The sequence below is a fragment of the Rathayibacter sp. AY1G1 genome (assembly GCF_002932095.1).
Lineage (GTDB): Bacteria > Actinomycetota > Actinomycetes > Actinomycetales > Microbacteriaceae > Rathayibacter.
In genome coordinates this window covers 1-10,990 of sequence record NZ_PSUZ01000046.1, presented here as the reverse complement: position 1 = coordinate 10,990, position 10,990 = coordinate 1, and the positions used below count along the sequence as shown (strand labels likewise).

Below are 10,990 nucleotides of genomic sequence, written 5' to 3'. Positions count from 1 at the left end.
GCACGGCCAGCAGAGCGAGCACGGCCAGGACGGGGCGGGGTGGGAGCGGTGCCCTCGGCGGGCGCATCGGTCGACGGCGCACCGGTGGACGGCGCACCGGTCGACGGCGCGTCGGTCGAGGTGGAGTGCAGCGGTGTGGCGCTGGAGGTCGGCGTGCTCGACGGCGTCGCCGCGAACGCGGCGGTCGAGCCGAGCGCGACGAGTCCGAGGGCGCCGACGGCGATGCCGATGGTCAGGGCGCGCTTCTTCGGACGGCGCGGCCCGAAGCTCGAGCCCTTCTCGGCGGGGGTGGTCGACTCGGTCATGGGTGTCTCCTCGTTCCGGCCCGGTGCCGACCCCGTTCGGGATCGGTTGCGGCCGGTTCCATCTCAGATTCGAAGGCGAATCTGAAGCCGGACTTAAGAACAGACCCTCCACAGCAGACGCCGGGTGCGCCCCGATCCGCGGCCCCTAGGTTCGAGCACATGCCCTCCTCCGCCCGTGTGCTCCTCATCGAGGACGACGACGCCATCCGCTCCTCCGTCGAGACCGCGCTGCGCAGCGAGCGCTTCACGGTCCGCGGTCTCGTCTCCGGCGAGGACCTCGCCCAGGAGCTGAGCACCTTCGCTCCGGACCTGGTGATCCTCGACTGGATGCTCCCCGGCCCGAGCGGCATCGTGCTCGCCGAGCGGATCCGCCGCAGCAGTGACGCGGCCGTGATCATGCTCACCGCCCGCGACGCCGTCGACGACCGCCTCCGCGGCTTCGACGAGGGCGTCGACGACTACGTGGTGAAGCCGTTCGTGCTCGCCGAGCTCGTCAAGCGCGTGACCGCCGTGCTGCGCCGCCGCGGCCGCATCCCGTCCGTCGTCGAGATCGGAGACCTCGTCGTCGACCCGGAGTCGGGCCGCGCCCGCCGCGGCGGCGTCGCCCTCGACCTCACCGCGACCGAGTTCCGCCTCCTCGCCTTCCTCGCCGGGAACCGCGGCCGCACCCTCACCAAGACCCAGATCCTCACGCAGGTCTGGGGCTACGACCACGTCGACCCGAACCTCGTCGAGGTGCACCTCAGCTCCCTCCGAAAGAAGATGGAGGCGCACGGCGACCGGCTCGTGCACACCGTCCGCGGCCTCGGCTACCGGGTGGAGGCGTGAGCCGCGCCCAGCCGGGCGCGCTGCGGACCGGCTCCCTCCGCCTCCGCACCGTCCTGGCCGTGCTCGCTCTGCTGGCCGTGCTGCTCCTGGCCCTCTCGGCGACGGTGCAGGCGGTGCTCGGCGAGCGCCTCCGCGACCAGATCGAGGAGCGGCTGCAGGACCGCGCCTCCGCCGCCGCCGCGCTGGTCGGCACGATCGCCGACGACGCCCTCGCCTCCCGCCTCTCGGCGCAGGGCGTCTCGGTGCGGATCACGAGCCCCGAGGGCGAGGACGTCGTGGCCGGGCCGAGCCCGGAGCAGCTGCGCCTGGGCCCTGGAGCCGCCGACCAGCTCGGAGAGCCGCCGTCGCCGCCCGGCACGAGCTCCTCCTCCGGAGCCGTCCCGCCCCGAGCCGCCTCCGCCGCCGTCACCGTCGTCTCGAGCAGTGTCGCCGCCGACGACGAGCTGATCACCCTCGAGTCGACCCTCAGCGACGGCACCCGCCTCGAGCTCACCAGCGAGGCCGGATCGGTGGGCAGCACCCTCGCGCAGCTGAACGGGATCCTGCTCGCCGCGTCGGCCGTGTTCCTCCTGCTGGCCGCCCTCGCGCTGATCGTCGTGGTCCGCGCGACCCTCCGGCCCCTCGAGCGGATGACCGACGTGGCCCGCGACATCGCGCACGGCGACCGCGGGCGGCGGCTGCGCCCCTCCCGTCCGCGGACCGAGCTCGGCCGCACCGCGACCGCGTTCGACGAGATGCTCGACGACCTCGAGCAGGCCGAGCGCAGTGCCCTCGCCGCCGAGGCGACGGCCCTCGCGGCGGAGCAGCGGATGCGCGCGTTCGTCTCGGACGCCGCGCACGAGCTGCGGACGCCGGTCGCCGGCATCCAGGCCGCCGCCGACGCGCTCGTCCGCGGCGACGGCGGCGAGCAGGAGCGCGAGCGCCTCTCGGTGCACGTCGTGCGGGAGTCGCTGCGCGCGGGCCGCCTCATCCAGGACATGCTGCTGATGGCGCGGCTGGACGAGGGCCTGGCTGTGGAGTCGCGTCCGTTGGACCCCGCGGGCGTCGCCGAGGCCGCGATCGAGCGCCAGGAGCTGCGCCGCCCGGGCCTCGCGATCGAGCTGCACCGGCCCGCCGAGCCGCTCCGGGTCAGCGCCGACGCCGACCGGCTGGCCCAGGTGCTCGGCAACCTCCTCGAGAACGGCGCCCGCTTCGCCCGCTCCCGGATCGACGTCGCCGTCGAGGCGGCCGCCGACTCCGTCACGATCACCGTCGACGACGACGGCCCCGGCATCGCCGAGGCCGACCGTGAGCGCGTCTTCGACCGCCTCGTCCGCCTCGACGACGCCCGCAACCGCGCCGACGGCGGCTCGGGCCTCGGCCTGCCGATCGCGCGCGGGCTGGCCCGGGCGCTCGGCGGCGACCTGGTGGCGCAGGAGGGACCGGTGGGAGCGCGGTTCCGGGTGACGCTGCCTCGCGCGGGCTGACGCCGCCCCGCTCCCCCTAGGCTCGACGGGCGCGCGGGCCCCGCTCCGCCGGGACGGCAGGAGTGGCTCCATGGACAGGGACGACGCGGAGCAGCGTGTCCGGCAGGCCCGCGACGAGGCCCCGAGGTTCGGGAGCGGTCCCCTGCTCGCCACCTTCACCGTCCGGCACCGCCGCGGACTCGACGTCGCCTTCGTGCTCGACGGCGCCGACGGCGACTTCCAGATCGGAATGGGCGCCGCGTCCGACGACTTCCGGAGCGTCCTCACCGTCGGGGTCGACCGCGAGGACGGCCGCATCCGCGGCGTCTCCAGCTGGACCGTCGACGGCCGCGAGAGCCGCGTGCCCGTGCGGATCCTGCACCGCTCCGCCACCGTGGTCATCGTGGAGGCCGCTCCCCTCCCCCTCGACCGGCGCCCGTCCTCGCTCAAGTGCTGGTCCTTCCTCCGCCGCGCCTCCGCCGACCACCACTCCGACGTGCTCGGCTTCGTGTCCCCCGACCTGGCCGACCTCCCCCCGGTCCGGCTCCTCACCGATCCGCGGGCGCGGCGCGGGCGCTGAGCCGGCCTCGCGCGCGAGGGGACGGATCCCCGCCCGACCCGCAGGCGCCGGTGCGATCATGCGCTGACGTGATCCCGCCCGGAGGTCCGCCCGACCCGGAGGAGCGCTCGTGACGCAGGAAGTGCAGTCGACCCGGCTGCGGTCGCTCGGGAGCGAGGCGTTCTTCGGGGCGACGGTGGTCGTCGCGGCGGCGTGGTCGGGCGCCCGGGCGTTCCAGCTCTACGGAGGGTGGGGCGTGGTGCTCGCGGTGGCCGCGGTGATCGTCGCGGGGCTCGGCTTCGGGATCCGACGGCGCGTCGAGGAGCGGTGGTCCCGACCGATCCTCGAGAGGCTGCGGGCCGAGCATCCGGACGGCGGCGTCACCGCGGTGCTGAACACTCCGGAGACACTGGCCTCGCTGCGGACGCTCGCGGTCGCCGGAGCCGCGGTCGACCTCCCGGCGCTGCGCGCGGCGAAGCCGGACCCCGTGCTGCTGGCCGTCGTCACCGCGAGGGCGCTCTCGCTGTTCCGTGCCGACGCGGACCTCTCGCCGATCGCGTTCCTGCCCCTCACCGCCGGGGACGCCCCCGAGTCGGTGACGGGCTACCACCACGGTCACGCGCTCACGGCTCCCGTTCTCACGGTCCGGCAGCAGGGGACGGAGCAGCGGCTCGCCCTCTTCCCCGCCGACGGCGCGAGGACGATCACCGGTGTCCTCGGCCGCTGAGCGAGGCCCGCTGCGCATCGCCGGGAGTCTCCGCCCCGCGGCGGATCCGGCAGCGCCGCGCCGCGCGTAGCGTCGGGCGATGGACATGTCACTGCTCGGCACCAGCGTGGTCGCCGCCCTGTGCGGGGCCGCGTATCTCGGAGTCGCGATCCTCGCGGTCGCGCAGGTCCTCCGCTCCGGCCTCGATCCCCTGAGGAAGGGCCTGTGGACGATCGCCGTCGTGGTGGCGCCCTTCCTGGGGTCGATGGCGTGGTTCCTCGTCGGGCGGCCCGGAGCGCGAGCCTGAGACGCGGCTCAGCCCGCACCCATGCCTACGATCACCGATCGCGCAAGCACCTGCTCGCGGGGCGCCCGCACGTCAGCATGAGCGGGATGGACACGATCGAGGAGGCGGGCGCCTGGGCGCGCGCTCTGGTGCGCCGCGAGTTCGGCGTCGGCCTCGTCGACCTGGAGCCCGTCGTCGGCGGACTCGACCACGGAGCGCGCGTCTGGTGCGCGGCCGACGGCTCCGGGGCGCTGTGGAGCGTCAAGGCGTCGGCCCGCGACGGGCGCTTCGGACTCGCGCTCTCGGCGTCGCTGGGAGAGGCGGGGGTGCCGGGCGTCGCGGCGCCGCACCGCGCCTCCGACGGGCGCCCCTGGGCGGAGGACCGGGGGCTGCGGGTCTCGGTCGCGCCGTGGATCCTCGGCGAGGACGCGGTCGACTCCGGCGAGGACGCCCTCGACTGGGAGGGGTTCGGCGCGGTCCTGCACTCCGTGCACGACGCCGAGCCGCCGACCCTCGCGCCTCCCGTGCGGCGGGGCATCCGCCGCGTCCGCCGTCCGCTCGCCGACCTCCTCGCCGAGACCGACGAGAGGATCGACGCGCAGCCGGAGTCCCGCCCCCTCCTCACCGCGCTCTGGCGCGGTAACCGCTCCCGCCTCGACGCCCTCGCCGGCGCCGAGCGGCGGCTGAAGCGCGCCCGCACGCCCACTTCCCGCGTGCCCCTCCACGGCGACCCACATCCCGGCAACGTCGTCATCGACGAGAGCGGCCGCCCCTGGCTGATCGACTTCGACGAGGCCACCGTCGCCCCGCGGGAGGCCGACCTGCTCCTGATCGAGCTGGGCGTCATCTACTCGCGGCCGATCAGCGACGTGCAGCGCTCGGCGTTCCGCGCGGGCTACGGCGAGGCCCTGATCGACGACGAGCGGATCGTCCGCTTCGGCTGCGTCCGCGCGGTCGAGGACGTGGCCGCCACTGTCGCGCTGGCCCTCGCCGACCCGGAGCCGGAGGAGCGCGAGGCCGCCCCCGTGCCCGCCTCCCGCCTCGGCCGCGCCGCCTCGGCGCTGCCCGTCCCCACTCCGCTCGACCTGCTCGCCGGCCAGCTCGGCCCGCACGGCCTCGTCTCGCTCGTCGAGACCGCCCTCCGCCGCCCCGCCTGACGCGGCCCTCCGACCCCGCCCCCGTCCGACCCTTCACAGCAGGAGACCACCCATGCGCAGACGATTCATCCCCCTCGCCGCCGTCCTGGCGTCGACCGCCGCCCTCACCGGCTGCAGCGGCTTCGGAGGAGGAGGCGGCGGTTCGGCCGACGCCGACTCGATCACCTTCACCACCTGGGCCAGCGAGTCCGAGCAGGCGGCCTTCGAGTCGCTGATCACCGACTTCGAGGCCGAGCACGAGGGGGCGAGCGTCGAGCTCAACGTCGTCCCCTACGACCAGATGTTCAGCAACATCGACGCGCAGCTGTCGTCGGGCGAGGCCCCCGACGTGTTCCGCGTCGACTACGGCAACCTCGGCGTCTACTCCAGCCAGGAGCAGCTGCTCGACCTGACCGACCGGATCGACGACTTCGACTCCTTCACGCCCGCGTTCCAGGAGGCCGTCTCGTTCGAGGGGAAGCCCTACGGCGTCCCGCACCAGACCGACGTGTCGGCGCTGCTGGTGAACACGCAGCTGCTCGCGGCGGCCGGCATCACCGACGTGCCGACCACCGCCGACGAGGCGTGGACCTGGGAGGAGTTCGCCGACGCCTCCGCGAAGCTGCGCGCGAGCCTGCCCGCCGAGCAGTACCCGTTCGTCTACAACTGGCAGCTCGGCGGCACGCCCCGCTGGCTGAGCTGGCTGTTCGAGGCCGACGGCACGCTGCTGGAGGAGGACGGCACCACTCCGGCGATCGACTCCGCCGCCGGTGCGAAGGCCCTGGACTTCACGAAGAGCTTCTTCGACAACGACTGGGTCCCGCCGACCAGCTCGGTGAAGTCCGCCACCTACGCCGACTCCTTCTTCACGGAGCAGACCGCGGCGATGGCGTTCGCCGGGTCCTTCCTCGTGCCGGACATCGACGACCTCGCCGACTTCGAGTGGACCGCCACGCCGATGCCCGTCGACGAGCGCGGCGCGACCGACCTCGGCGGCAACGCCCTCGTCGCCACGGCCGACACCGACAACCCGGAGCTCGCGACCGAGTTCCTCTCGTTCATGACGCAGGCCGACACCATGGCCGAGTTCTGCGCGGCGACGAACGAGCTGCCCACCCGGTCCGACATCGACCCCGCGTCGATCGACTTCGCGGTGCGCCCGGACGTGATGCCCGTGTTCGTCGAGCAGGCCGCGACGATCACCCCGCGGGACGTGCAGCAGCTCACCTCGCCGTTCCTCGCGAAGATCTCCGTCGCGATGCAGGACCAGCTCGAGGAGGCGTTCGTCGGCGGACGCAGCACCGAGGAGACCCTCTCCGGCCTCGGTGCGGCCATCCAGCAGGCGACCAGCTGATGACCGCCACCACCCTCCGCGGCCGGGCGGGCTCCTCCGCCCGGCCGCGGTCGGCCCGCAGGCGCGAGGCCCTCGCCGGCTTCGGCTTCGTCGGCCCGAACCTGCTCCTGATGGCGCTGTTCCTGTTCGTGCCGATCCTCTGGGCGATCCAGCTCTCGTTCCAGGAGTCGCGCGGCTTCGGCACGCCCGAGTGGGTCGGCTTCGCGAACTACCTGCGGATGGGCGCCGATCCGGTGTTCTGGCAGAGCCTGGGCAACACGCTCCTCTTCACCGCGGTCACCGTGCCGCTCGAGCTCGCCGGCGGCCTCGGCCTGGCCGTGCTGCTCAACTCCGTCCTGCCCGCGCGCGGGATCTTCCGCACGGTGATCGTGCTGCCCCTGGTGATCTCGGGCGTCGCCTCCGGGATGATCGCGGTCACGATCTTCAGCGAGTCCTCGGGCATCGTGAACAAGGTGCTGAGCTCGCTGGGCGCCTCGCCGGTCGCGTGGCAGTCGGACGGCTCCGCGGCGATGATCTCGGTGATGCTGACCGCGGTGTGGCTGCGGATCGGCTTCAACATGGTGATCTACCTGGCGGGCCTGCAGAGCGTCTCGCCCGAGCTCTACGAGGCCGCGCGGATCGACGGAGCGACGCGCTGGCAGCAGTTCCGCGCACTGACAGTGCCGCTGGTCGGCCCGTCCACCTTCTTCCTGCTGATCATGAACGTGATCGCCTCGTTCCAGGTCTTCGACATCGTCTTCGTGATGACGGGCGGCGGCCCCGGCTTCTCCACGTCGGTGCTCGGCACCTACGCGTACCGCAACGGCTTCCAGGTCCGCGAGCAGGGCTACGGCGCCGCGCTCGGCGTCGTCATCCTGCTGGTCTCCCTCGCCTTCACCTACCTGCAGTGGCGCACGAGCCGCACGCGCGACCTCGTCGACTAGGAGCCCTCATGTCGTCCTCCACCGTCACCACGCCCGCCGCGGTCGCCGCGGCCACCGCCCGCGAGACCCCGCGCCGGCGTCCCTCTCGCCGCGACGGCTCCCGCTCCGGACTCGTCGTCCGCCTCGTCGTCGCGATCGTCGCCTCGGCGGTCGTGTTCTTCCCGCTGTACTGGATGCTCGTCATCGCCTTCTCGCCGCGCGGCGAGGTGTTCGCGCCCGGCCCGCCCCGCTTCTGGCCGAGCGAGATCTCGTTCGAGAACTTCGCGACGGTGTTCGCGCGCTTCCCCGTGGGCGAGTGGTTCGTCAACTCGGTCGTGATCGGGGCGTTCGTCACGGTGTTCACCGTCGTGGTGAACCTTCTGGCCGGCTGGGGCTTCGCGCGGCTGCGCTTCCCGGGGCGGAACCTGCTGTTCCTGCTCGCACTGGCCACGATGATGATCCCGGTGCAGGCGATCATGGTCGCGCAGTTCAAGCTCGTGACCGGACTGCATATCTACGGCACCTACTGGTCGGTGATCCTGCCCGGAGCGGCGGCGGCCTTCGGGATCTTCCTCGCCCGGCAGTTCTTCCTCTCCATCCCGGAGGAGCTGATCGAGGCGGCGCGGATCGACGGCGCCGGCCACCTGCGGGTGTTCCTGCAGATCGTGCTGCCGCTCTCGAAGCCGCTGATCGCCGTCCTGATCCTGCTGACTCTGCTCGGCAGCTGGAACGACTTCGCCTGGCCGCTGATCGCACTGAAGGACAACGAGCTGTTCACGCTGCCGATCGGCCTGCTCTACCTCAAGGGCCAGTCGACGCCTGACTACAGCGCGAGCATGGCGCTGGCGCTGGTGTCGGTGCTGCCGATGGTGCTGCTGTTCCTGTGCTTCCAGCGCTACTTCGTGCAGGGGTTCGCGCGCAGCGGCATCCGGTGAGGTCGGGCGGCGGCACGGGCGGAGGCACGGGCGGAGGCACGGGCGGAGGCAAGGGCGGCGTGGAGCGGTCGCCGCGGCGGGACGCTCCTGACCGGACGGGGCAGGAGAGGACGTGGAAGGAGAGGACAGAGCAGGGCCGGAGAGGACGGGGCAGGAGAGTGCCGACGGACGCTGCGGGCGGCGGGCGGCGGAGAACGAGAACCACGTGGAGGTCGTCCGGTCGTGATCTCCCGAGTTCGACGGCTCTCCTGCGCGGCGGGGGCGTCCGCCAGCCGGAGCGGGGCGGGAGCGGACCGGGGCTCGAGGCTCGGAGCTCCGGGACACGGGGCTCGGAGCTCGAGGCTCGACGAAGCGCCAACGTGCCGACGGACCTCGCGGCGCCGGAGGTGCGAGAGCGCGAGGGCGCCTGGGCGTGTCCAGGCGCGGCGATGCACCGCCTCGCGGCCGACGGAGTGTCGGATCGCCCGGCAGGTCGGGCTGCGGATCAGAACGGCGGAGACGCGTCCACGAACCGCGGCCGCGTCGGCGACAGCAGCGAGGGCGACGGTCGAGGTGACGACGGTCGCGATGACCTCAGCTGCGATGACGAGGATCGTGGTGACAGCGGCTCCGGCTCCGGTTCTTGCGCCGACTGCGGCGTCGGTCGTCGCGTGGGCGGCAGCGGAGCCCCGGGCAGCGCCCGCGGTCGGTCGGTGATCCGACGGCCGGTGGGGGTCGTCCAGACGACGGTGCCGTCCGGATGGAGGGCGTAGGTCCAGCGGTCGCCGTGGCGGACGTGGTGGTGCGCGACGCAGAGCGAGGCCAGGTTGCCGAGGGCGGTCTCGCCTCCGTTCCGCCACTCGAGGGTGTGGTCGGCCTCGGCCGTCGAGGACGAGCGGGTGCAGCCGGGGAACCGGCAGGTCCGGTCGCGCAGCTGCAGCTGGAGGCGCATCCGAGGGGGCGGGACGCGGAGGGTCCTGCCGACCGACGTCACCACTCCCGTGTCCGGATCGGTCAGCACCCGCGTGAAGGTGGCCGCCGTGCGGACGAGCTCCCGGGCGACGTCGGCGGGGACGAGACCGTAGCCGTCGAGTTCGGCCGGCGCGTCGTCGAGGCCGACGGCGGTGCTGGCGGCCAGGGTGAGGCGCACGTCGGCGCGGACTCCGGAGCCCGAGGCGTGGATTCCGGAGCCCGAGGCGCGGACGGCGCTCGCTCCTTCTCCCGAGGATCCGTCTGCGGAGATGTCGCCGTCGATGAGCAGATCGACGAGCGCGTCGGCCCGCAGCTGCGCGAGCGTCCGGCCGTCGCCGAGGGAGATGTCAGCGTCTCCACCGGCGCCGCCACCCGTCTCCGCGCCGAGCCCGGCACCGGCACCAGCACCAGCACCAGCACCAGCACCAGCACCAGCACCAGCGTCCGTCCGCGCGCCGACTGCCACCGGAGCATCGCCACGGGCACCAGCACCGCTCTGTGCAGTCGCAGTCGCAGTCGCACTCGCACTCGCACTCGCACTCGCACTTGCACCTGCACCTGCACCTGCACCTGCACCTGCACCTGCACCTGCACCGAGCCCGATCCTCGCCGCGTCCGCCCCGTCGCGGAGCGAGCGGGCGATCCGGTCGAGACGGTTGTAGGCGCCGACCGCGACCGGGGCCGGCAGCAGGGCGCAGAGCGTGGCCATGCCGTCGGCCTCTGCTCCGAGCCACACGCTGCGATCCTCTCGGGCGCGGGCGTGGCGCTCGGTGAACGGCTGCTCGTGCAGCTCGTCGCGCAACCGCGCCACGGTCCGGCGGAGCTGGGTGGGCGTCTGCGTGAGCGCCGCGGCGGCCGCCCGCTCGTCGAAGGGCGCGCGCGACGGAGCGGGGAGGGTCGCGGCGGCGGCGCAGACGACCTCGCCGGCCTCCCAGAGGATCCGGGCCTCGGCCAGGAGGGCACGGGTCGCCGGGAGGTCCTCGATGAGGAGCCGAGCATGCTCGAGACGTCGAGACGCCGCGCGCTCCGACATCCCGAGCGCCGTCGCGAACTCGGCTCGGATCGAGCGCTCCACGAGGTCTCCCGCCTCGCTCCGGGAGAGACGGCTCCCCCGCGCGAACGACTCCGGCACGAGCAACGCCGCCCCGTAGGCCGTGTGCAGGGCGACGGCTCCCGCGAGCAGCACCGGTGCCGAGGAGCGGGCGAGCCCCGCCGCGAGACCGGCGAGCGCGCGCACCGCGTCGAGCGTCTGCGTCGTCTCGCCCGCCTGCACCGCCTCGACCGCCTGCATCGCGTCACCCGAACTTCTCATACATGTATTGAATCAGCGACCACCGACATCGGGCCGGGCCCGTGACCAGGATCGGGACAACGGAGCCGGTACCCCGCCTGTGGAGGGACGAACCGCCGGCGAGCGCGGGCTCGCACACCGCTGTCCGCGCGATTCCTGAGCCGAGCACCAGCCCGCGCCGCCCACCCCGCTCGAACCCGTCCGCTCGAACCGGGGCCGCTCGAACCCGGCCCTCTCGAACCCGGCCCTCTCGAACCCGGCCCTCTCGAACCCTGCCCGCTCGAACCCGCCC

At 73.7% G+C, this 10,990-nt stretch carries 11 protein-coding genes; 9 read left to right on the top strand and 2 right to left on the bottom strand.

Annotated elements, in window-relative coordinates; translation table 11 throughout:
• Positions 1-305 (bottom strand): hypothetical protein (locus C5C36_RS16900; protein ID WP_374954356.1); only part of this gene is annotated, 305 nt, incomplete at its 3' end.
• Positions 306-464: 159 nt separating this feature from the next.
• Here C5C36_RS16900 and C5C36_RS16895 point away from each other — a divergent pair.
• From C5C36_RS16895 to C5C36_RS16855, 9 genes are all read left to right on the top strand, one after another.
• Positions 465-1,133, top strand: a complete 669-nt coding sequence (locus tag C5C36_RS16895) for a response regulator transcription factor (protein WP_104263603.1) — start codon at positions 465-467, stop codon at positions 1,131-1,133.
• Positions 1,130-2,599: a HAMP domain-containing sensor histidine kinase gene (locus tag C5C36_RS16890; protein ID WP_104263602.1), complete on the top strand. Its 1,470-nt coding sequence runs from the start codon at positions 1,130-1,132 to the stop codon at positions 2,597-2,599. The genes C5C36_RS16895 and C5C36_RS16890 overlap by 4 nt, the downstream gene beginning before the upstream one ends.
• Positions 2,600-2,669: 70 nt before the next feature.
• Positions 2,670-3,158 (top strand): hypothetical protein, encoded by a 489-nt coding sequence (locus tag C5C36_RS16885; RefSeq protein WP_104227448.1) that lies wholly within the window; start codon positions 2,670-2,672, stop codon positions 3,156-3,158.
• 109 nt (positions 3,159-3,267) lie between these two features.
• Positions 3,268-3,864: a hypothetical protein gene (locus tag C5C36_RS16880; RefSeq protein ID WP_104263601.1), complete on the top strand. Its 597-nt coding sequence runs from the start codon at positions 3,268-3,270 to the stop codon at positions 3,862-3,864.
• 79 nt (positions 3,865-3,943) lie between these two features.
• Positions 3,944-4,150: a PLD nuclease N-terminal domain-containing protein gene (locus tag C5C36_RS16875; RefSeq protein WP_104225196.1), complete on the top strand. Its 207-nt coding sequence runs from the start codon at positions 3,944-3,946 to the stop codon at positions 4,148-4,150.
• Positions 4,151-4,236: 86 nt separating this feature from the next.
• The gene (locus tag C5C36_RS16870) at positions 4,237-5,286 is read left to right on the top strand and encodes an aminoglycoside phosphotransferase family protein (RefSeq protein ID WP_104263600.1); all 1,050 of its coding nucleotides are present in this window, start codon (positions 4,237-4,239) and stop codon (positions 5,284-5,286) included.
• 52 nt (positions 5,287-5,338) lie between these two features.
• Positions 5,339-6,619 carry a sugar ABC transporter substrate-binding protein gene (locus C5C36_RS16865; RefSeq protein ID WP_258069092.1) on the top strand — a complete coding sequence of 427 codons (1,281 nt, stop codon included), beginning with the start codon at positions 5,339-5,341 and terminating at the stop codon, positions 6,617-6,619.
• On the top strand, positions 6,619-7,542 hold the full coding sequence (locus C5C36_RS16860; RefSeq protein ID WP_104239656.1) for a carbohydrate ABC transporter permease: 924 nt from the start codon (positions 6,619-6,621) through the stop codon (positions 7,540-7,542). The genes C5C36_RS16865 and C5C36_RS16860 overlap by 1 nt, the downstream gene beginning before the upstream one ends.
• 8 nt (positions 7,543-7,550) lie before the next feature.
• A complete protein-coding gene (locus tag C5C36_RS16855) occupies positions 7,551-8,456 on the top strand; it encodes a carbohydrate ABC transporter permease (RefSeq protein WP_104263599.1) in 906 nt (301 codons plus the stop codon).
• Positions 8,457-8,940: 484 nt separating this feature from the next.
• Here C5C36_RS16855 and C5C36_RS16850 read toward each other — a convergent pair whose 3' ends face one another.
• The gene (locus C5C36_RS16850; protein ID WP_104310091.1) at positions 8,941-10,719 is read right to left on the bottom strand and encodes an HNH endonuclease signature motif containing protein; all 1,779 of its coding nucleotides are present in this window, start codon (positions 10,717-10,719) and stop codon (positions 8,941-8,943) included.
• Positions 10,720-10,990: the final 271 nt, after the last annotated feature.

What these genes read in the sequence shown, in the direction of transcription:
- C5C36_RS16860 (WP_104239656.1), top strand. Translation starts at nt 6,619, where the DNA reads ATGACCGCCACCACCCTCCGCGGCCGGGCGGGCTCCTCCGCCCGGCCG.
- C5C36_RS16870 (WP_104263600.1), top strand. Translation starts at nt 4,237, where the DNA reads ATGGACACGATCGAGGAGGCGGGCGCCTGGGCGCGCGCTCTGGTGCGC.
- C5C36_RS16885 (WP_104227448.1), top strand. Translation starts at nt 2,670, where the DNA reads ATGGACAGGGACGACGCGGAGCAGCGTGTCCGGCAGGCCCGCGACGAG.
- C5C36_RS16850 (WP_104310091.1), bottom strand. Translation starts at nt 10,719, where the DNA reads ATGAGAAGTTCGGGTGACGCGATGCAGGCGGTCGAGGCGGTGCAGGCG.
- C5C36_RS16875 (WP_104225196.1), top strand. Translation starts at nt 3,944, where the DNA reads ATGGACATGTCACTGCTCGGCACCAGCGTGGTCGCCGCCCTGTGCGGG.
- C5C36_RS16855 (WP_104263599.1), top strand. Translation starts at nt 7,551, where the DNA reads ATGTCGTCCTCCACCGTCACCACGCCCGCCGCGGTCGCCGCGGCCACC.
- C5C36_RS16895 (WP_104263603.1), top strand. Translation starts at nt 465, where the DNA reads ATGCCCTCCTCCGCCCGTGTGCTCCTCATCGAGGACGACGACGCCATC.
- C5C36_RS16865 (WP_258069092.1), top strand. Translation starts at nt 5,339, where the DNA reads ATGCGCAGACGATTCATCCCCCTCGCCGCCGTCCTGGCGTCGACCGCC.